Raw genomic sequence first — 20,246 nt, 5'->3', positions numbered from 1 at the left:
TGATCACAATGTTTCACATTCAGGCAGAAGCGTGACATACTGGGAAAAATCACAAAAACAAACAGTAATTTTTCACAGATCGCCTGCAACAAATCTGATTTGCAACGACTCTGAACAGATATATTTAAAAAATATCCGTACATTACAAAATATTTTTCGTTGGAAATATGACAATGACGAATCAACAATCCCCCTCTTCCCCCTTGGCAGCCCCTGAAACGGTAGAGCTGTCGGACCTGCCACTGCTGCGTCCCGGCGCGGTGGCGCGCCAGCTGGGCATGTCGGTCGAGACCCTGCGCGCCTGGGAACATCGTTACGGCATCACCTCTTCGCAGCACAGCGGTGGCGGCCAGCGCCTGTATTCGCAGGAAGACCTGCAACGGCTGCTGTGGATCAAGGCGCTGGTGGATGCCGGCCACCGGATCGGCAAGCTGGCCAGCCTGGCGCCGCAGGACTTGCAATGCCTGGCCCAGTCACTGCCTGCCGGACACATCGCTGCAGTGAGCACCGGCGCCGCCGATCCCCACACCAACCCGCCCGCACGGCTGGTGCTGGTCGGCCCCTGGATTGCCACCAAGGCGCTCGGCCAGGCGCTGGGGCAGCGCCAGTTGAGCGTGACGGCCGCCGTCGAGTCGCTCGACGAACTGGACCTGGCGCACTTCGAAGGCGACCTGCTCCTGCTGGAAAGCACGGTCCTCGACAGCGATCTCGACCAGCGTCTTGAATGCCTGCGCAACGCATCCGTCCAGGTACCCGTACTGATCCTGTATCGCTTCGGCTCGCCCGAGGTGGTGGCGCGCCTGACCGAGGCGGGACACCGGGTCGTGCGCAAGGCAGCCGAAGGCATCGACGTGGAATGGCTGTGCGAGATGATCCGGCGCATGGAGCCGGCAGCCGGCCAGGCCGAGGGCGGGCAGGACGCCCTGCCGGAGCCGCGCTTCAGCGAGAGCACGCTCGCCTCGGTGTCCGAGCAGTCCGATCGCATGCAATGCGAATGTCCGCGCCACCTGGCTGAACTGCTCACGGCATTGGCTGGCTTCGAGCGCTACAGCCGCCAGTGCGAGGACGACTCCGCCGAAGAAGCGGAGCTGCACCGTGAACTGCGCATCGCTGCCGCACGCGCGCGGCTGCCCCTGGAAGATGCCTTGCAGAAGCTGGTGCGCTTCAAGGGAATTTCGCTGGGTTAGACAGGAATGCGGAAGAGGGAAGCCGATGAAATCACGTACTCAATTCCGCCCCGAACAGACGCCTCAATTGAGCTCTGAATTCGGCCCCGAAATCTGCCCTCAATTCGCGCTTGAATTCAGCCTTTGATTCCGGCCTCAATCAGGCACGCAATCCGTACAAAAAAACAGCGCGCCCAATGGACGCGCTGCTTGTTCACTCTCCTGCTACCCTGCATTGAGCAAGCTCAGAACTGCTCCCAATCTCCCTCAGCGGCCGCCGGCTTCAAGGCCGGCTGCGCTGCCGGCAAGACCTTGGCCGGGGCACTCGCCTTGGGAGCCGGTTTGCGCGGGAGGGCCGCTGCCCGCGGGGTGACATCGACCGTACGCGGCGCACTCACGGGGGCTGCACGTCGCACTTCATGGCTGCTGAGCTTGAAGATGCTGACCGTTTGCACCAGGCGGCCGGACTGTTCCTGCAGCGATTGGGCTGCCGCTGCCGCCTCTTCCACCAACGCGGCGTTCTGCTGGGTCACTTCATCCATCTGCACGATGGCCTGGTTGATCTGTTCGATGCCATCGCTCTGCTCGCTGCTGGCCGCGGTGATCTCGGCCACCACATCGGTGACGCGCTTGACGCTGGCCACCACTTCATCCATGGTCGTGCCGGCCTGTTCGACCAGCCGGCTGCCGTTATCCACGCGCTCCACCGAGGCGTCGATCAAGGACTTGATTTCCTTGGCGGCGGCCGCGCTGCGCTGGGCCAGGGTGCGCACTTCGGAAGCCACCACCGCAAAGCCGCGCCCCTGCTCGCCGGCCCGCGCCGCTTCCACGGCCGCATTCAGGGCCAGGATATTGGTCTGGAAGGCAATGCCGTCGATGACGCTGATGATGTCCACGATCTTGCGCGAAGCATCATTGATCTGGCTCATCGTCTGCACCACTTCACCGACCACGCTGCCGCCCTGCATCGCTACCTGCGAGGCGGTCGCGGCCAGGGTATTGGCCTGGCGGGCGTTGTCGGCATTCTGCTTGACGGTGGAGGTGAGTTCCTCCATGGCCGAGGCGGTTTCTTCCAGGGCGCCGGCCTGCTGCTCGGTCCGCGAGGACAGGTCCAGGTTGCCGGTGGCGATTTCGCCGGAGGCCGTGTTGATGGTATCGCTGCCCTGGCGCACTTCGGTCACGATGCGGTGCAGGTTGTCATTCATGGACTTGAGCGCGCCCAGCAGTGCGCCGGTTTCGTCCTTGGCGGTATCGTTGATCTGCACCGTCAGGTCGCCGGCAGCCACTGCTGTTGCCACCTGTACCGCCTCATTGAGCGGACGGGTGATGGAGCGAGTGATCAGCAGCGCACACAGCGCCGAGAGAAGGATCGCCACGCCAGACAACACGAGCACCGTATTGACGGCATTGGACGAGACATCCACGCCCTTGACCACGCTCTGATCCATGATCGACACCTGGAAGGCAATCATTTCCTTGAGTACCACCAGGTATTTGTCCTGCGCCGGAATCAATTCCTTGAAGAGGAAATCTCCCGCCTCGGCTTTCTTTTGCTGACGCAGCAATTCAAGCATCCGGTCACGCGACTTGGCATACTCCGCACGCACATCCCTGAGCTTGGCAAACAATTCCTTGCCGCGCGGCGTATTGAGGCGCTTCTCCAGATCCGCCATGTGCTCGGTCACCTCGCGCGTATTGTTCAAGGCGCGCTCCACATATTTGTCCACGTTGGCCTGGTCAGGGGCGATGATGGCATTGCGCAAGGCACGAGCGGCCGTATTGACCTTGTCGTTGATCTGGTTCACCAGCGCTACCTTGACGTAGCGGTCATTGACGATTTCATCGGTGATCGCGCTGACCGCCCACAGATTCTTCACCGCCACAAATCCGATCACGCACATCACCACGATGAGGCCCGCAAAGGCCGCGCCGAGCCGAGTACTGATCTTGATATCCGAAATTTTCATACTGCCCCCTTGATCGTTTTACACCTGAGTCATCCCAAGAAACCCCTGGTCCCGGCAACGCCATCCGGCACGGGAACAGATTGACTATAAACGATTTATTTAACGAATTCGACAAAAATGTTTTTAAGGGGAATTTTCGTCGTTTTTTTACGGCAGAGTTGCCAAAGCGCTTATCCGGGCGTGAACAATGGCGAGGATTGATGCGCGGAAAATGCCGTTCCGCAAGGAAAAGCCTTGTGCAAGGCAACACGCCCGACTTCCCTCAAAAGCAACACCCGGTTTAACGCACATCAAACTTCGCGCGCTTAGCCGGTCGATTTGTATTGCAAAAAAGGAAATCAAAACACATCTGTATTAAAATACAAATGGTGAATTTGATTAATTTGATTTCAGATTGACATGACTCACCAGAAGTCAGCCCGGAGTAAGCCATGCCCCTCAAACGTCTCAACAACAAAGTCAGGATCACCTCGCTGGTGCTGGCCGTTCTCGGCAGTGCGCTGTTCGGCTATGCGCTGCTCAACGGCAGTCTCTCCAGCAGGGAAGCGGCCCTCAAGAGCGGCGAAACCGCGACCCTCAACATTGCCACGGGCTTGGCGACCCAGGTCAACCTGAGCTTTCGCGCGGCCGACTTGTTGATTCAGGAAATCGCCGAGCTGGAGGCCAACCGCAGCCTGCCGCAGGCCGAACTGCAGCGTCTGCTGCAAGACCTGCTCACGCGCCAGAGCCAGCTCTTTCCGGAGCTGGACAGTCTTTTGGTCATCGATGACCAGGGCCGCACCGTGCAACGCTGGCCCAGCCAGGCAAATGCAGCCGGCCTGCCCGGCATGGAACCGGCGGCCGCCGTGGCGCGCGTGCAGGCTGCTGCTGAGGGGCGCGGCAACGGCCTGCTCATCGGCACTCCCGTCATCAGCAGCGTCACCGGACGCTGGATCATTCCGCTCACGCGCCAGCGCCTGCGCCAAGGCAGGCCAGCCGGCACGATCCGTGTGGGCGTGAGCCTGGACCATTTCATGCACCTGTTCAACGAAATCAACATCGGCAAGCAGGGTTCGCTGGTGCTGGCCAGCACCGAGGGCAGCATGCTGCTGCGCCGGCCCTACAGCGCCGAGTTCCTCGGCAAGAGCATGGCCGAGCTGCCGCTCTACCGGGACCATGCCCAGCAGCGCCAGTCGGGCTGGGCCGTGATCCAGTCGGCCCAGGACGGGGTGCTGCGCCTGAATTATTTCACGCGGGTGCCGGACTATCCGCTGTTCGTGACGGCGGCCCTGGCCCATGAGGACATGCTGGCCGACTGGCGCGAGGCACAGCGTGCGCAATTGATGGTAATCGTCGCAGCGGGGCTGCTGGTGGGCCTGCTGACGGCCTATCTGCTGCGCGTGGTGCGCATGCGCGACCGCGCCGAGGAAGAAATCGAAAAGAAAAACCTGTCCCTGAAACTGCTCACCGAAAACCTGCGGGCGCAGGCCATGCTCGACGGCATGACCGGCATTCCCAACCGGCGCTACCTGGATGAACAGCTGCAACTGGCCATGCAGAATGCTAGCCGCAGCAAGAGCGCCTTGTCGCTGGTGATGTTCGATGTGGATTACTTCAAGAAATACAACGACCTGTACGGACACATCCAGGGCGACTACTGCCTGCAGGACATCGCCCGCGTACTGCGCGCAATGCAGCGCCGGCATGGCGACCTGGCGGCGCGCTATGGCGGCGAGGAATTTGCCCTGCTGCTGCCCGACACCGACCTGGGCGCCGCCCACCGCATCGCGCAGAAGGTCCTCGATGGCGTACGCGCCTTGCAGATCCCGCATGAAGGCAATGCCGGCGGCGTGGTCACCATCAGCGCCGGCGTCATGACCTGCGTGCCACGCCCGGACATGCGCATCGAGGATCTCTTTGCCGGGGCCGACCGGGCGCTCTACCGTGCCAAGGACAACGGCCGCGACCGGGTGGAAGACTGTCAGCTGCCGCGACCGGTGAAGGCGGCGCCGGCGGCCCGGACCGACATGTCTTCCGGCAACGGCAACTGAGAACGTCCGCCTCAGCCCAGCCGCGCCGGGCTCAAGGCGGCGGCATCGACCCCGAAGCGCGCGATATGCGCCGGCACCGGTTCGCCCCGGATCAGGGCCGCATAGGCCTCGCCGGCTGCCGGTGACGACTGGATGCCATACCCGCCCTGCCCGGCCGCCCAGAAGAAATCCGGCACCTGGGTGTCGTAACCGCCGACGAAACTGCCATCGCTCACGAAGGAACGCAGGCCGGCCCAGACGTGCGCCGGGCGGCGGATCTCCAGCGTCGTGCCGTTCTGGATATGGTCGATGGCGATGGCGATATCCAGCTCCTCGGCCTGCACGTCGTGCGGTCCGACCGGATCGGCATTGGCCGGCGAACCCAGCAGCAGGCCGGCATCCGGCTTGATGTAGAAAGATTCATCGACCGGCATGAACATCGGCCAGTGGGCGCTATCGGCCGGTGCCGCGAAGGTAAAGGCTGAACGCCGCTTGGGCACCAGGCCGATGGTGGCGGCTCCGGCCAGTTGCCCGATCTCGTCGGCCCAGGCACCGGCGGCGTTGACGATGACGCCCGCGCGCAACTCGCCCTGGCTCGTCCGCACATGCCACGTACTCTCGCCCTGCTCATGGTCATGTTGCAGCGACTGCACCTCGGCATTGCACAGTACGCGCGCGCCCGCTGCCCGCGCACCGCGCAGGAAGCCCTGGTGCAAGGCATGCACGTCGATGTCGCTGGCGTCTTCTTCGTAGACCGATCCGATCAGGTCTTCTTCACGCAGCACCGGCACCATGGCGCAGGTCTGCGCCGCATCGAGCCGCTGCACCTTGTCGGAGACGGAACGCACCAAGGCCTCATGGGCGTCGAGTTTTTCACGCAAGGCGGAGGTGGCGTAGAACAAGGCGCCCCGTGGCGTGAGCAGGGCATGTTCCGTAAAGCCCTGGGGCGGATGATCGAAGAAGGCGCGGCTGGCGCAGGTCAGTGCGCGCACTTGCGGCGGACCGTAGCTCTCCATGTAGAGTGCGGCCGAGCGGCCGGTGCTGTGATAGCCCGGCAGCGATTCGCGCTCCAGCAGCAGCACGCTGCCGTGACGCGCCAGCCAGTAAGCGATGGAGGCACCGGCGATGCCGGCGCCGATGATGAGATAGTCGACGCGACCTTGCTGGCTCATGGACAGGCTCCCCGGATCGGTCAAAGCGCGGCGATGACAGCCACTTCCACATCCAGCCCCGGCGCCATCAGCAAGGCCTGCACGCAGGCGCGCGTGGGCGCGTGGCCGGCCGGTACCCAGGCGTCCCACACGGCATTGAAGGCGGCGAAATGCTCGGGACTGGAGAGCCACACATTGGCGCTGACGATACGCTCACGGCCGATGCCCTGGGCCTGCAATTGCGCATCGACCTTGGCCAGCACTTCGCTGGCCTGCTGCGGGATGGGGGCGCCGGCGTGGTCGGCCACCTGGCCGGCGACGAAGGCAAAACCATTGGCCAGCACCAGCTGGCTCATGCGGGCATTGGTATTGAAACGTTGGATCGTGTTCATGGAATCGCTCTAATCGGTCAAGAGTCAAATAAGCTAAATGATTTATACCGCTGCCTGCCCTGCCGCCGCCGTCGCCTCGCCATCGAAGATGGGAGGATGCGTGACGATGGAGGTCAGCGGCGCGTGGACCGTCTTCAGCTTCGCCAGGTCAGGCCGTGGCCGACGCAATGTCTCATCGCCCGCGAACGCTGCCTCCAGCGCGGCGGCCCAGGAAAGCAGGCGCGCATCGTCACGGAAGGAGCCGGTGACCTGCAAGCCGAAGGGCATGCCGCGATGATCGCGGCCGCAGGGCAGCGAGATCGAGGGATTGGTAACCAGTGTGACCACATAGGTCAGGGCCAGCCAGCGATAATAATTTTCAAGAGGCGCGCCGTTGACCTCCTTCAGGTACAGCTCGCTCCACGGGAAGGGCGAGACCGGCGTGGTGGGCGAGAGGATCAGGTCATAGCGCGCATACAACTGCTGGAAGCGGCGGAACAGGCGCGTCTGCTCACCCTGCGCCCAGGCGCAATCAGACAGGCTCATGGCCGCGCCCATCTCGTAGTTGGCGCGGGTATTGGGGCCCAGCGATGCAGGATCGCGGCGATAGGCCGCCTCGAACCCGGCCACGAAGGCTTCGGCACGGATCACGTCGAAGGCGCGATGGGCCTCTCCCATGTCCATCTCCACGGGTTCGCAGACCTGCACAAAACGACTGATGGCGGCCATCTTCTGGCGGAATACCGCGCGAATGCCCTCGTCCACTGCGCACACGCCGAAGTCTTCGGTATAGCCGATGCGCAGGCGCGACAAGTCCAACGGAAGCAAGGCCGCAAAGCTGCCTTCATCGACGCCATAGCTCAAAGGATCGCTGGCGTGCAGGCCCAGCGTTGCGCGCAACTGCAGCACGGTATCGGCCACGTCGCGGCCCATCGGACCGACCACCGAGATCGGCGTCCAGCCCAGCAGCTTGCGCTCGCTGGGCACCAGTCCCGGCGAGGGGCGGAAACCGACGACGCCGCACTTGGCCGCCGGAATGCGCAGCGAGCCACCGGTGTCCGACCCCGAGCACAGGGGCAGCAAATCCACCGCCAGCGCCGCCGCCGAGCCGCCCGAGGAACCACCCGCATTGAGCAGCGGATTGAAGGGATTGCCGGTGGCGCCCCACACCGTATTGCGGCTGTTGGCGCCGGCCCCCATCTCGGGCACGTTGGTCTTGCCTGCCACGATGGCGCCGGCTGCACGCAGGCGGGCCACCAGTGCGTTGTCGCGCGAGGGCACATTGCCGCGATAAATGGGCGAACCGTAGGTGGTGAGCAGGCCCTCGGTCTCTTCAAGATCCTTGATGCCGATGGACAGGCCGTGCAGCAGGCCCAGCGGGCGACCATCCATCACGGCCTGCTCGGCCGCGCGCGCCTCCTGGCGGGCGCGCTCGAAGCAGGTGGCGGTCACGGCATTGATATGGGGATTGAGGTCTTCGATGCGGGCGATGCAGGCTTCCAGCAACTCGACCGGTGAGACCTGCTTGCTGCCGATCAGCTGGCGCAGTTCGACGGCAGTTTTTTCGACGAGGGAATCAGACATGAATTTCCTGGTGAGTGAATCAGGCCGGCTGCAGCTGGCTGCCGGTCTTGCCGGTACGGATGAACAGGCTCACCAGTACCGAGAACAGGGCTGCGCTGATCAGGAAGGCGAAGGCGTAATCGTAGTTGGCAAAGGCGCTCACCAGGAAGCCGATCACCAGCGGCGAAATGAAGCCCGCCAGTTGCCCGCCCAGGTTGACCATGCCCACGCCGCTGCCCACCAGTTGCGCCTGCAGCAGCTTGGTCGGCAGCGCGATGCAGGTGGCCAGCACGAAGGACTTGAAGAAATAGGCCAGGCATTGCCAGGCGATGACACCCTCCACCGTCTGCGCCGTGTACATGCAGTAGACGAAGACGGCTGTCAGCAGCGAGGCGGCGATCAGCAGCACTTTCTCGCGGCCGTCGAAGAAGCGCACCATCACCCAGCCGCCGATGGCGGTCGACAGACCGGCCATGATGTAGGGCAGCGGCAGCAACAGGCCCACCGCCTTGAGGTTGAGGCCGCGCACGGTCATCAGGTAGGTCGGCATCCAGGTATCGAGCCCCTTGTTGATGATGGACAGGCCAAACCACACCGCCACGATCTTCCACATCAGCGGCATCTTGAGCAGGGCCGCGAAGGCTTCCTTGTTGATGGCCTTGGGACCGTCCTTGCCAGGCCGCACCGGACGCACGCAGAACCAGTACACGAGGGCGAACACCAGTCCGGCAATGCCGATGGTATGGAACACCGCGCGCCAGCCGAAATGCAGGATCAGCGGTGCGATCAACAGCGGCGCCAGCATGCTGCCGATGTAGTTGGAGGACATGAGCAGCGAGGACATCTTGGGCCGTTCCTCACGGCTGAAATTTTCTGCCACGCCCTTGACGCTGGCGGCCGGAAACGCGCCCTCGCCCAGACCGAAGATGAAGCGGATCACCACCAGGCTGGTAATGGACCAGGCCATGCCGGTCACGCCGGTGAAGACCGACCACAGCAGGATGGAGATGACGATGACCGGCCGCGAACCATAGCGGTCGGCCAGCCAGCCGCCGGGCAGTTGCAGCAGGGAATAGCCGAGGAAGAAACTCGACAGCAGGATGCCGAGGTCGGAAGGCTTGAGCGAAAATTCGCTGGCGATCTGGGTCGCCGCAAAGGTGATGGCGGCGCGGTCGATGTAGGACACGCACCAGCCCAGATACAGCAGCACCAGCACCAGATACTTGTAGCGTCCCTCGACCTGCGCCTTCGTCATTGCAGCCTGTGCAGCATCCATGAAGCCTCCCTCGCGGCGTGACGGCGGGCACCTTGCCGCCGAATCGATGATGCATCCTATGCCGGAGAAGTGCTTTGCCACAAGTACAAGTTTTCGAATTAGCGATTGCCGAATCGGCAAACCATTCCTACAATTCATGGATGTCCATCATCCATACCCGTGTGCTGCAGGAGACGGCCGTGCGCTACTTCCTCGAAGTGGTGCGGCGCGGTTCGATCACCGAGGCGGCCAATACGCTCAATGTCGCCTCCTCGGCCATCAGCCGCCAGATCGCGCGGCTCGAGGCCGAACTCGACACGCCGCTCTTCGAGCGCGTCTCGCGCGGGATGCGGCCCAATGCCGCCGGGGAACTGCTGGCGGCGCACGCGCTGCGCCAGCAACTGGAAGCCGAACGCATCGGCAACGAGCTGGCAGCCCTGAAAGGCTTGCGGCGCGGAGAAGTGAAACTGGCCACCACCGAAGGCTTCGCGCTGGAATTCGTACCGGCGGCGATCGAACAATTCTGCCGCCAGCACAAGGGCATCCGTTTCCAGCTCTCGGTGGGCAATGCAGTCCACGTGGCGCAGCAGATCCGCGAAGGCGCAGTGGACCTGGGCCTGACCTTCACCATGGCCCCGGACCCGGACATCAAGGTCGAGTTCGCCCAGCGCGCGCCCATCATGGCGGTGATGCGGCCAGACCATGCACTGGCCCATCGCAAACAGGTCAGCCTGTCGGAGCTGGCCCCGTATCCGCTGGCCATGCCGCAAAAGAGCATCACCATGCGGCGCCTGATCGATGCCTGCTGCAGCCGCCGCAACGTGCTGCTGGAACCGACCCTGGCGGCGGACTCCATCAGCGCCCTGCTGTGCTTCGTGATGTCCGGCGACGGCATCGGCTTCTCGGCGGCGCTGCCCATCCGCCGGCTGGTGCGCGAAGGACAGCTGGCCGCCCTGCCCATCCGCGACAAGGACATGAACACCCTGCAGCTGGAAATCCAGTCCCTGGCCGGCCGCACCCTGCCCAATGCGGCGCGCGCTTTCCTCAACGCCCTGATTGCGCGCGCCAGCGGGCGGCACTGAACTTTTACGCCACTTCAGCGCCTTGCAGGACCAATAATGGCGCCAGGTGGAAGGAATGTTCCAGGCGCGCCTGCGGGTCTTCCATGTGCTCGGCAATGACACCCATGCAGGCCGCCACCAGGCAGCGCGCCACATCGATGGGCGTGAGCCCGCGCCGCAACTGGCCGCGTTCATAGGCGATATTGAGGGCGGCGGTGAGATGCTGCAAGGCGCGCAGGTTCAGCGACTCGATACGTTCACCCAATTGCTCCGGCAGCTCGGGGGTACCGCGATAACGCAGCACCACTTCCATGCGACGACGCTGCTGCAGGTTGCGCAGGAAATCGAGCATCTTCAGCCACAGCACCTCCCGCAGCAACAACAAGGGCTGCTCGCTCTGGCGGTAGACCGCCAGTTCCGGACCGATGTCGAAGGGCCAGACCAGGTCATCGAACACCGCATTGACCAGCGCCAGCTTGTCCGGAAAATGCCAGTACACCGCCCCGCGCGTCAGCGCCGCGCTGGCGGCTACATGTTCCAGCGTGGTGGCCCGCACGCCGCGCCGGGCGAACGCGGCCAGCGCGGCATCGAGCAGGATGGCGCGGGTCTTGCCGGCGCGCGGGCTCATGGCGCGGCCGTGGCCAGGTCACTGGCGACCGGATTGCCGGAGCGTTCCACCCAGCCGCCACCGAGCGCCTTGTAGAAGGTCACCAGATTGGTCCAGCGCGACAGGCGCGTCCCGATCAGGGTCTTCTGCGCCGAATACAGCGTGCGCTGCGAGTCGAGCACGGTGAGATAGCTGTCCACGCCGTTGTTGAAGCGCGCCTGCGAGAGCCGGTACGAAGCATCGCTGGCCTCCACCAGATCCTCCTGCGCCTTCAACTGGCGGCCCAGGGTATTGCGCTGGGCCAGTGCATCCGAGACTTCCTGGAAGGCGGTCTGGATGGCCTTCTCATACTGGGCCACGCTGATGTCGCGGCTGATGGTGGCGATATCCAGGTTGGCCTGGTTGGCACCGCCATCGAAGATCGGCAAGGAAATCTGCGGCACGAAACTCCACGAGCCCGAACCGCCCTTGAACAGGCCGGCCAGCCGCGCACTGGCCGTGCCCGCATCGGCGGTCAGGCTGATGCTGGGATAGAAGGCCGCGCGCGCCGCACCGATGTTGGCATTGGCGGCACGCAGCGTGCGTTCGGCCTCGACGATGTCGGCGCGCCGCTGCAGCAGGTCCGAGGGCAGCCCCGGCGGAATGGTCGCCAACGGACTGGCGGCAGCCAGTGCCGTATCGGGCAAGCCCTGCGGCAGCAGCCGCTCCGGCAGGTCCTTGCCCACCAGCAGCACCAGGGCATTGCGGTCCTGGTCGACCTGGGCGGTGTAGCTCTCCACGTCCACGCGCGCACTCTCCACGCTGGTCTGCGCCTGGCGCAAGGTCAGCGCCGAGGACGAACCCAGCTCGAAGCTGCGCCGCGTGAGTTCGTAACTGCTGCTCTGGCTGGCCAGCGTGTCCCTGGCCAGGCGCAGGCGGTCCTGGTCGGAGGCCAGCGTCAGCCAGGCGGTGGCGACTTCGGCGATCAGGCTGATCTGGGTGCTGCGGCGTGCCTCGGCGGTGGAGAGGAAGGATTGCAGCGCCTGTTCCTTGAGGCTGCGCACTCTCCCGAACAGGTCCAGTTCGTAGGCGCTGAAACCCAGCGTGGCGGTATAGCTGCGCGAGGTCAGCGCACGGCCGGTGGCCGACAGGTCGGCCGGCGTGCGGCTGGCCGATTCACTGGTGGCGGCGTTGATGGTCGGGAACAGTGCGGCGCGCTCCACGCCATATTGGGCGCGCGCCTTCTCGATGTTGAGTACGGCCACGCGCAGATCGCGATTGTTGGCCAGACTGAGGCTTATTACCTCCTGCAATGTCGGATCGGTGAAGACATCACGCCAGCCGATATCAGACACCGCCATGGCCGGCGTGCCGCTGGCGGCCGCTGCGCTGTGGTCGCCCGCGAACTGGCTCGCCACGGGGGCGGCGGGCCGCTGGTAGTCCGGCATCAGGGTGCAGCCGCCCAGCAGCATGGCCAGCAGCAGCGGTGTCATCCGCGCGCGGGGACGATGCGCGGCGCGATGGGTGAGAGAAAGATTCATGTCAATGCTCCGGGGAAATCGCGGGTTGGCCTTGCGGCGCGGAGGAAGGCTTGCGGGCGAACAGCTTCATGATGATCACGAAGAACAGCGGCACGAAGAACACCGCCAGCACCGTCCCCGAGAGCATGCCGCCGATCACTGCCGTGCCCAGCGCATGCTGTGCGCCGGCACCCGCACCACTGCCCAGCACCAGCGGCAGCACGCCGAGGATGAAGGCCAGCGAGGTCATCAGGATAGGACGCAAGCGCATGCGCACTGCATCCATGGTGGCGTCCACCAGGCTCTTGCCATGCTCGTGCAGATCCTTGGCAAATTCCACGATCAGGATGGCGTTCTTGCAGGCCAGGCCGATGGTGGTCAGCAGGCCCACCTGGAAATAGACGTCATTCATCTTCCAGGTCAGGATCGCGCCCAACAGTGCGCCGAACACGCCCAGCGGTACCACCAGGATCACCGAGAACGGCACCGCCCAGCTTTCATAGAGGGCCGCCAGCGCCAGGAACACGATCAGGATCGAGATCGAATACAGCAAGCCGATCTTGCCGCTGGAGGCCTTTTCCTGCAGCGACAGGCCGGTCCACTCATAGCCGATGCCGGGCGGCATCTTGGCCAGGGCCGCTTCCACGATGGCCATGGCTTCACCGCTGGAGGCCGCACCCGGCAGGGCCATGCCGAGGATTTCCATGGAGGGCACGCCGTTGTAGCGCTCCAGGCGTGGGGATCCGGAAGTCCAGCTGGCGGTCGAGAAGGCGCTGAAGGGCACCATGGTGCCGGCGCTGTTGCGCACGTACCAGCGATCGAGGTCGGAGGGCAGCATGCGGTATTGCGCATCGGCCTGCAGCATCACCTTCTTGACGCGGCCCTTGTCGATGAAGTCATTGACGTAGCTGCTGCCCCAGGCGGTAGCGATAGTGTCATTGATGTCGGACATGGCCACGCCCAGTGCTCCGGCCTTGTCGGTATCGACATTGAGGCGGAATTCCGGCGTGTCCTCCAGACCGTTGGGGCGCACCGCTACCAGGCGCTTGTCCTGCATCAGCGTGCCCAGCAACTGGTTGCGCGCCTGCATCAGGGCAGCGTGGCCGAGGTTGGCTTCATCCTTCAACATCAGGTCGAAGCCGGTGGCATTGCCCAGTTCGGACACGGCTGGCGGGGCGAAGGCAAACACGCGGGCATCGCGGATCTGCGCGAAGGCTGCACCGGCCTTGGCCGCCACATCGGTCACCGACAGTCCGGGGCCCTTGCGCTCATCCCAAGGCTTGAGCTTGATGAAGGCGAAGCCCATGTTCTGGCCGCTACCGGCGAAGCTGAAACCGGAGACGGCGAACACGCCTGCTACCGCATCCTTCTGGTCCACCAGGAAATGATGTTCGACCTGTTCAATGACTGCATCGGTGCGCGCCTTGGTGGCGCCGGAGGGCAACTGCAGGATCGCAAACAGCGTGCCCTGGTCTTCATCCGGCAGGAAGCCCACCGGCAGCTTCATGAAGCCCGTCACCACCAGTGCCAGCAGTACCGCGTAAGCGGCCATGTAGCGCCAGCCGCGCCCCAGCATGTGACGCACGATGCCCTGGTAGCGCAGGTTGCCGCGATCGAACTGGCGGTTGAACCAGCCGAAGAAACCGGTCGTGGCCAGCGCATGACCCTTGGCCGCGGGCTTGAGCAGCGTGGCGCAGAGGGCTGGTGTCAGCACCAGCGCCACCAGCACCGACAGCGTCATGGCCGAGACGATGGTGATGGAGAACTGGCGATAGATCACGCCGGTCGAGCCGCTGAAGAAGGCCATCGGCACGAACACCGCGGCCAGCACCAGCGCCACGCCGACCAGCGCGCCACTGATCTGGCCCATGGACTTGCGGGTGGCTTCCTTGGGCGGCAAGCCTTCCTCGGACATCACGCGCTCGACGTTTTCCACCACCACGATGGCGTCGTCCACCAGCAGGCCGATGGCCAGCACCATGGCGAACATGGTGAGCGTGTTGATGGTGAAGCCGAACGCCGCCAGCACGCCGAAGGTTCCCAGCAGCACCACCGGCACGGCGATGGTCGGGATCAGCGTGGCGCGGAAATTCTGCAGGAACAGGTACATCACCAGGAACACCAGCACCACCGCTTCGATCAGGGTGCGTACTACTTCCTCGATGGAGATGCGCACGAAGGGCGTGGTGTCATAGGGCTTCTGCACCTTCATCCCGGCGGGGAAAAACTTCTCCAGCTGGGCCACGCGGGCATCGATGGCCTTGACGGTATCGAGTGCATTGGCACCGGTGGCCAGCTTGATGGCCAGGCCGGCTGCGGGCTTGCCGTTGTAGCGGCCGACCGAGGTATAGCTCTCGCTGCCCAGCTCGATGCGGGCGACATCGCGCAGCTTGACCCGGGCGCCGTCGGAGAGCGTACGCAGCACGATGTTCTGGAACTGCTCGGCGGTGCGCAGGCGGGTCTGGGCCGTGATGGTGGCGTTGATCTGCTGGTTCTCGGCAGCAGGCAGGCCGCCCAGCTGGCCGGACGAGACCTGCACGTTCTGCGCCTGGATGGCGTTCTTCACGTCCAGCGGCGTGAGGCTGTAGCTGTTGAGCTTGTTGGGATCGAGCCAGATGCGCATCGCATATTGCGAACCGAAGAGCGTGGTGTCGCCCACGCCCTCCACCCGGCTGATGGCATCCTGGATATTGGCGGCCACGTAGTCCGACAGGTCGGAGCCGCTCATGCTGCCATCTTCCGAAGTAAAGGCCAGCACGTTCAGGAAGTTGGTGGCCGACTTGGTCACGGTGATGCCCTGCTGCTGCACTTCCGAGGGCAGCAAGGGCGTGGCCAGCGACAGCTTGTTTTGCACCTGCACCTGGGCGGTATCAGGATTGGTACCGTTCTCGAAGGTCAGGGTGATGGTCACCGAACCGGACGATTCACTGGTGGAGGCCATGTAGCTGAGCCGATCCAGCCCCTTCATCTTTTGCTCGATGATCTGGGTCACGGTGTCTTCCAGGGTCTTGGCCGATGCCCCCGGATAGTTGGCGGTGATGGCGATGGCGGGGGGCGCGATGGCCGGATACTGCGCAATCGGCAGGGTCAGCACCGAAATGGCACCGGCCAGCATGACGATGATGGCGAGCACCCAGGCGAAGATGGGGCGGTCAATGAAGAAGCGAGCCATGATGTTTTCCCGCCTCTCAGTTGTTGCCGTTGCCGGCGCTGCCGTTGGTGCTGGCCACGGTGGTCTTGGGCGACCAAGGCACCACCTTCACCTTGGCCCCGGCCGTGGCGCGCTGCTGGCCATCGATCACCAGCTGGTCGCCTTCCTTCAGACCACTGCTGACCAGCCATTGACTGCCGATGGCACGATCAGTCACCAGCGCGCGCTGCTCCACCACGCCCTCCGCATTGACCACGAAGGCCACCGGCTTGCCGGCGCCGTCACGGCTGACCGCCTGTTGCGGCACCAGCAGGCCCTGCTGGCGCACGCCCTCCTGCAGCACGGCGCGCACATACATGCCCGGCAGCAGGTCGGTCTTGGGGTTGGGGAAGACTGCGCGCAGCGTGATGGCACCGGTGTCCTGGTTGACCGTCACGTCGGAGAACTGCAGCGTTCCTTCCTGCGCGTAGGTGCGGCCGTTCTCCAGGATCAGCCTGACCTTGGCGCCGTTGCCGGACTTCTGCAGTTCGCCATTGGCCAGCGCTTCCTTCAGGTTGAGCCAGTTGGTGCTGGACTGGGTGACATCGACGTAGATCGGATCGAGCTGCTGGATGGTCGTCAGCGCCGTAGTCTGGCTGGCCGTGACCAGTGCGCCCGGCGTCACCGTGGACTTGCCGATGCGGCCGGAGATGGGCGCATCGACCTTGGCGTAATCGAGATTGATGCGGCTGGTCTGCACGTTGGCCCGGGCCGAACCGACGTCGGCCTCGGCTTCGCCCAGGGAGGCGACGGCGTCATCGTAATCCTGTTGGCTGACCGCCTTGATGGCCACCAGCTCCTTGTAGCGGCTGGCCTTCAGGCGGGCCGTCTTCACACTCGCCTCGGCCTTGGCCAGGGCGGCCACGCTGCTGTCATAGGCCGCCTGATAGCTGGCCGGATTGATCTGGTACAGCACCTGCCCGGCCTTGACGTCGCTGCCCTCGCGGAAATTGCGCGCCTTGATGATGCCGTTGACCTGCGGCCGCACGTCAGCAATCTGGTAAGGCGAGGTCCGGCCCGGCAACTCGGTATGCAGCTCCACCGGCTGGGCGCGCACCGTCATTACCCCCAGCACGGGCGTACCAGCGGCCGGTGGCGGCCCGCCCGGCGGCTTGCCGCAGGCACTGAGGACACTGAGGATGGCCAGTGCAGCGACGGGCCGTAGGAGGGGTGTGGTGCGCATGAAGGACTCTCCGGAAAAGGAAGAAGGTTTTTATAACGATACCGAACTGTACAGTATTATTAATTGACAGTTCTTCCCCGGTCAAGCAATACTGAACACATCTGTACGAAAATGACACTTGTAAAGAAAACGGAGACGGTTCGATGAGAGTCAAGACCCCTGCCCGGCGCGAGGCCATCCTGGCCGTGGCGGCCGAGGTATTCAAGGAAATGGGTTTCGAGGGTGCGTCCATGGCCGAGATCTCGGCCCGCATTGGTGGCTCCAAGGCCACGCTGTATGGCTACTTCAAGTCAAAGGAGGAGCTGTTCGTGGCGGTGACCCACGGCGAGGCGAAGAAGCAGATGGAGCCCGCCCTGGCCGCCCTGGACCAGGAGGTGGACGATCTGGCGCAGACCCTGCAGGTCTTTGGTGAGAAGGCGGTCAGCTTCCTGTGCCAGGAGAGCACCTTGCAGACGCACCGCATGATCGTGGCCGAAGCCGGCCGCAGCGACATCGGCCGGCGCTTCCACGAAGAGGGACCGAAGATGGGGATGGAACGCATCGCCGTCTTCCTGAAGAAGCAGATGGCGGCCGGCCGGCTGCGGGCCGCCGATCCGATGCTGGCCACGCTGCAGCTGTGCGCCCTGCTCGATTGCGAGACCGTCAGGCCGATGATGCTGGGGCTGGAGACCAGCATTTCGCGGCCACGCATGAAGCGCATGGTCGGCCGCGCGGTGGAGACCTTCCTGGCGGCCTACGCGGTGCATCGTCAGCCTTGAACGATACTGTTTGTCAGCACGGCAAAAACCAAACCGCCGTGCAGCACAACTGTTCGCACCTCTCTTCATTCAAGACGGAGAAGAGCGGCTAGCAATTCGGCAAAAAAATAGAATTTCTTCCATTGAGAAAGTGCCTCGCGCACCGGAGACTGTCGCCTTCGTCGCCCGAGGCCCTGCTCTACCGAGGAGTCCATGGGCATTGGCCGCATCCGGGACATCCTCCTTCAAACCGGGCAGGCGCGCTTCGCAAGAAGTCCTGCGTTTTTTCCTGTTTGTTCACTGGCATGGTCCCGACTGCGCGAATTCTCTCTGGAAGCCGCATCGCATGCCCTCCCTCTCGCCGAATGATTCACCACGCTCCCAAGCGCGCATCACGCAGCATCGCCGGCTGCTCCAGCTGGACTCGCCACTCGGGCCAGACGTCCTGCTACCGCAACGGCTGATCGCCACCGAGCGACTCAATGATGGTTACGAAGTCACCCTCGATCTGCTGAGCACGCACACCGGCATCGCGCTGGAGCAGTTGATTGCGCAGCCAGTCACGCTGTGGATCCAGCAGCATGACGGCCACACCCTGCCCTGGCATGGCTACGTGCATACCGCCAAGCGCCTGGGCAGTGACGGCGAGATCGATTTCTGCCAGCTCACGTTTTCTCCCTGGCTGCATTTCCTGCGCTTTCGCAAGGACGCCCGTATCTGGCAGGACAAGCGGACCGAGGACATCCTCGCTGACGTCTTCAACAACCATCCACAGGCACGCGGCCATTACCGCTTTGTCCTTGAACGAACTTACGTCCCGCGCTCCTATTGCACCCAGTACGAAACCGACTGGCATTTCGTGCAGCGCCTGATGGAAGAAGAAGGCTGGTTCGCCCATCACGAGCAGCGGGAAGATGGCAGCGGCCACGTTCTGGTCATCACCGACAACACGTGGAACCTGCCCGGCCTGCCGCAGCAAGGCATCGCCTTCCACGTTGCCGGGCCCCGCGATGAGCTCGACAAGATCCTGCATTGGAGCGCAAGCCGGACGCTTTCCTCGAAGTCATGGCAAGGGCGCACCGACGACTACAAATCGCCTCGCATGCAAAAGGAGGCCGAAGAACAGGTGATGCCCGAATACGGCTATCTGCCCGCGCAGCTGGAGATGTATGAGTACACCGGTGCTTACAGTTTCCGGCTGCAAGAACAGGGCAATCGCCAGGCCGACCTGCAGGTGGAACAGTGGGAGTCTTCCATGCAGCGCTACGCTGCCGTCTCGGGCGTGCGCAATCTGGCTTGCGGGCGCTGGTTCAGGCTGGAAGAACATCCCCTGCATCGGGCAGAGCCGGACAGGGAACGCCAGTTCGTCATCCTGGCCATCGACTGGTTCATCGAGAACAACCTGCCCCTGTCGCATCAGGCGCTGGATTTTCCGGGCAGCCTGAGCACTGCGCTGGCGGCCTTCAAGGAGTCGATCCGGCGCGAACGGCCGGTTGACGAAACGGACAACGAGCACACCGGCCATTGCTTCAACCGCTTCGAGGTACAGCGCCGCAAGCTGCCGTTTCGTGCTGCACGCTCGCATGCCAGGCCGGTCATGCTGCCGCAGACGGCCATCGTCGTGGGGCCGGCCAGTGAAGAGGTCTATACCGATCATCTCGATCGCATCAAGGTCCAGTTCCGCTGGGACCGGATCAATCCTGGCAACGAGGCGGCGTCGTGCTGGGTGCGCGTGAGCTATCCCAATGCCGGCCAGTCCTGGGGCGCCATCCAGGTGCCGCGCATCGGGCAGGAAGTCATCGTCTCCTTCCTCAACGGCGACCCGGATCGGCCGGTGGTGACTGGTCGCTTGTTCAACGGGGAACAGCGTCCGCAGTGGCATACCAACGGTCGGCTCTCGGGCATGAAGTCCAAGGAATTCGGCGGCACCGGCTTCAACCAGATGGTGATGGACGATACCCCTGAGCAGAACCGGATTCATCTCTACAGCACCCATACCCATGCGCAATTGAATCTCGGCCATCTGGTCAGCCAGACGGGCAACGAACGTGGCGGCTTCTTCGGTAGCGGCTTCGCGCTCAGCACCGATGCCTACGGTGCCATCGTCACGCACAAGGGCTTGTACATCAGCACCTATGGGCGGCCAACGTCGCCAGCACCGGGGAAGCGGTGCTCACCACTTACGCGATGGACGGGACCAGGACTGGCACGCCCCTCAGGGAAAAGGAGGGCGAAGCCGATCTCTACAAGCATGCGGTGCGGATCGCCAACGCCTGTCCCGAAGCGCAGCGCCCTGCCCCGAGCGCCGTGTAACCAAACTCTCGGACATCAAAGCTCTATGGATTCAGATAGGAAACAGGGTCAAAAACAAGCCAAGTCACTGACCGCCAAAAAAGTCACAGCGAATCCGAACAAAGGGCCACCGCACTGGCATACACCAACGTTTAGCCGCCGCCATCGCTGTCCAGTGCAACTGCACCACTGATT

General features: G+C 63.7%; 14 protein-coding genes. 5 read left to right on the top strand and 9 right to left on the bottom strand.

Annotated features, from left to right (window positions below):
* Nucleotides 1-173 precede the first annotated feature (173 nt).
* Nucleotides 174-1,187 (top strand): MerR family transcriptional regulator, encoded by a 1,014-nt coding sequence (locus ACLRDN_RS06590; protein WP_413459492.1) that lies wholly within the window; start codon nt 174-176, stop codon nt 1,185-1,187.
* 224 nt (nt 1,188-1,411) lie between these two features.
* Here ACLRDN_RS06590 and ACLRDN_RS06585 read toward each other — a convergent pair whose 3' ends face one another.
* Entirely contained in the window at nt 1,412-3,133 is a 1,722-nt protein-coding gene (locus ACLRDN_RS06585; protein WP_413459491.1) for a methyl-accepting chemotaxis protein, read from the bottom strand.
* Between the two features lie 431 nt (nt 3,134-3,564).
* Between ACLRDN_RS06585 and ACLRDN_RS06580 the strand changes: the two genes are divergently transcribed.
* Nucleotides 3,565-5,163 carry a diguanylate cyclase domain-containing protein gene (locus tag ACLRDN_RS06580; protein ID WP_413459490.1) on the top strand — a complete coding sequence of 533 codons (1,599 nt, stop codon included), beginning with the start codon at nt 3,565-3,567 and terminating at the stop codon, nt 5,161-5,163.
* A gap of 11 nt (nt 5,164-5,174) precedes the next feature.
* On the opposite strand, the gene ACLRDN_RS06575 is transcribed toward ACLRDN_RS06580, so the two are convergent.
* From ACLRDN_RS06575 to ACLRDN_RS06560, 4 genes are read right to left on the bottom strand one after another with little or no spacing between them, the layout of a single operon-like run.
* Nucleotides 5,175-6,314 carry an NAD(P)/FAD-dependent oxidoreductase gene (locus ACLRDN_RS06575; protein ID WP_413459489.1) on the bottom strand — a complete coding sequence of 380 codons (1,140 nt, stop codon included), beginning with the start codon at nt 6,312-6,314 and terminating at the stop codon, nt 5,175-5,177.
* Between the two features lie 20 nt (nt 6,315-6,334).
* The gene (locus tag ACLRDN_RS06570) at nt 6,335-6,685 is read right to left on the bottom strand and encodes a RidA family protein (protein WP_413459488.1); all 351 of its coding nucleotides are present in this window, start codon (nt 6,683-6,685) and stop codon (nt 6,335-6,337) included.
* 42 nt (nt 6,686-6,727) lie between these two features.
* Nucleotides 6,728-8,248: an amidase gene (locus tag ACLRDN_RS06565; RefSeq protein ID WP_413459487.1), complete on the bottom strand. Its 1,521-nt coding sequence runs from the start codon at nt 8,246-8,248 to the stop codon at nt 6,728-6,730.
* Nucleotides 8,249-8,267: 19 nt separating this feature from the next.
* Nucleotides 8,268-9,503 carry an MFS transporter gene (locus ACLRDN_RS06560; protein WP_413459486.1) on the bottom strand — a complete coding sequence of 412 codons (1,236 nt, stop codon included), beginning with the start codon at nt 9,501-9,503 and terminating at the stop codon, nt 8,268-8,270.
* 140 nt (nt 9,504-9,643) lie between these two features.
* On the opposite strand from ACLRDN_RS06560, the gene ACLRDN_RS06555 reads away from it, so the two are divergent.
* The gene (locus ACLRDN_RS06555; protein WP_413459485.1) at nt 9,644-10,564 is read left to right on the top strand and encodes a LysR family transcriptional regulator; all 921 of its coding nucleotides are present in this window, start codon (nt 9,644-9,646) and stop codon (nt 10,562-10,564) included.
* Nucleotides 10,565-10,568: 4 nt separating this feature from the next.
* Here the strand turns inward: ACLRDN_RS06555 and ACLRDN_RS06550 are convergent, their stop codons facing one another.
* The 4 genes from ACLRDN_RS06550 to ACLRDN_RS06535 are packed head-to-tail and all read right to left on the bottom strand — an operon-like array spanning nt 10,569 to nt 17,022.
* Complete coding sequence (locus ACLRDN_RS06550; RefSeq protein ID WP_413459484.1) at nt 10,569-11,171, bottom strand: TetR family transcriptional regulator; 603 nt, start codon at nt 11,169-11,171, stop codon at nt 10,569-10,571.
* Nucleotides 11,168-12,670: an AdeC/AdeK/OprM family multidrug efflux complex outer membrane factor gene (gene adeC / locus ACLRDN_RS06545; protein ID WP_413459483.1), complete on the bottom strand. Its 1,503-nt coding sequence runs from the start codon at nt 12,668-12,670 to the stop codon at nt 11,168-11,170. Before adeC ends, ACLRDN_RS06550 begins: the two co-directional genes overlap by 4 nt.
* 1 nt (nt 12,671) lies before the next feature.
* The gene (locus ACLRDN_RS06540; RefSeq protein WP_413459482.1) at nt 12,672-15,821 is read right to left on the bottom strand and encodes an efflux RND transporter permease subunit; all 3,150 of its coding nucleotides are present in this window, start codon (nt 15,819-15,821) and stop codon (nt 12,672-12,674) included.
* 16 nt (nt 15,822-15,837) lie between these two features.
* Nucleotides 15,838-17,022, bottom strand: coding sequence for an efflux RND transporter periplasmic adaptor subunit (locus ACLRDN_RS06535; RefSeq protein WP_413459481.1), 1,185 nt, complete (start codon nt 17,020-17,022; stop codon nt 15,838-15,840).
* A 143-nt stretch (nt 17,023-17,165) separates the two neighbouring features.
* On the opposite strand from ACLRDN_RS06535, the gene ACLRDN_RS06530 reads away from it, so the two are divergent.
* Both ACLRDN_RS06530 and ACLRDN_RS06525 read left to right on the top strand, forming a co-directional pair.
* Nucleotides 17,166-17,780, top strand: coding sequence for a TetR/AcrR family transcriptional regulator (locus ACLRDN_RS06530; protein WP_413459480.1), 615 nt, complete (start codon nt 17,166-17,168; stop codon nt 17,778-17,780).
* 325 nt (nt 17,781-18,105) lie between these two features.
* Nucleotides 18,106-20,244: a type VI secretion system Vgr family protein gene (locus tag ACLRDN_RS06525; protein WP_413459479.1), complete on the top strand. Its 2,139-nt coding sequence runs from the start codon at nt 18,106-18,108 to the stop codon at nt 20,242-20,244.
* Nucleotides 20,245-20,246: the final 2 nt, after the last annotated feature.

This window comes from Herbaspirillum huttiense (genome assembly GCF_047300815.1).
Lineage (GTDB): Bacteria > Pseudomonadota > Gammaproteobacteria > Burkholderiales > Burkholderiaceae_D > Herbaspirillum > Herbaspirillum huttiense_A.
This window is presented reverse-complemented; position numbering and strand designations above follow the sequence as displayed.

Coding starts and splice junctions, on each gene's coding strand:
- ACLRDN_RS06590 (WP_413459492.1), top strand. CDS start 174: ATGACGAATCAACAATCCCCCTCTTCCCCCTTGGCAGCCCCTGAAACG.
- ACLRDN_RS06560 (WP_413459486.1), bottom strand. CDS start 9,503: ATGGATGCTGCACAGGCTGCAATGACGAAGGCGCAGGTCGAGGGACGC.
- ACLRDN_RS06575 (WP_413459489.1), bottom strand. CDS start 6,314: ATGAGCCAGCAAGGTCGCGTCGACTATCTCATCATCGGCGCCGGCATC.
- ACLRDN_RS06530 (WP_413459480.1), top strand. CDS start 17,166: ATGAGAGTCAAGACCCCTGCCCGGCGCGAGGCCATCCTGGCCGTGGCG.
- ACLRDN_RS06540 (WP_413459482.1), bottom strand. CDS start 15,821: ATGGCTCGCTTCTTCATTGACCGCCCCATCTTCGCCTGGGTGCTCGCC.
- ACLRDN_RS06565 (WP_413459487.1), bottom strand. CDS start 8,248: ATGTCTGATTCCCTCGTCGAAAAAACTGCCGTCGAACTGCGCCAGCTG.
- ACLRDN_RS06580 (WP_413459490.1), top strand. CDS start 3,565: ATGCCCCTCAAACGTCTCAACAACAAAGTCAGGATCACCTCGCTGGTG.
- ACLRDN_RS06585 (WP_413459491.1), bottom strand. CDS start 3,133: ATGAAAATTTCGGATATCAAGATCAGTACTCGGCTCGGCGCGGCCTTT.
- ACLRDN_RS06555 (WP_413459485.1), top strand. CDS start 9,644: ATGTCCATCATCCATACCCGTGTGCTGCAGGAGACGGCCGTGCGCTAC.
- ACLRDN_RS06525 (WP_413459479.1), top strand. CDS start 18,106: ATGCCCTCCCTCTCGCCGAATGATTCACCACGCTCCCAAGCGCGCATC.
- ACLRDN_RS06570 (WP_413459488.1), bottom strand. CDS start 6,685: ATGAACACGATCCAACGTTTCAATACCAATGCCCGCATGAGCCAGCTG.
- ACLRDN_RS06535 (WP_413459481.1), bottom strand. CDS start 17,022: ATGCGCACCACACCCCTCCTACGGCCCGTCGCTGCACTGGCCATCCTC.
- ACLRDN_RS06550 (WP_413459484.1), bottom strand. CDS start 11,171: ATGAGCCCGCGCGCCGGCAAGACCCGCGCCATCCTGCTCGATGCCGCG.
- adeC (WP_413459483.1), bottom strand. CDS start 12,670: ATGAATCTTTCTCTCACCCATCGCGCCGCGCATCGTCCCCGCGCGCGG.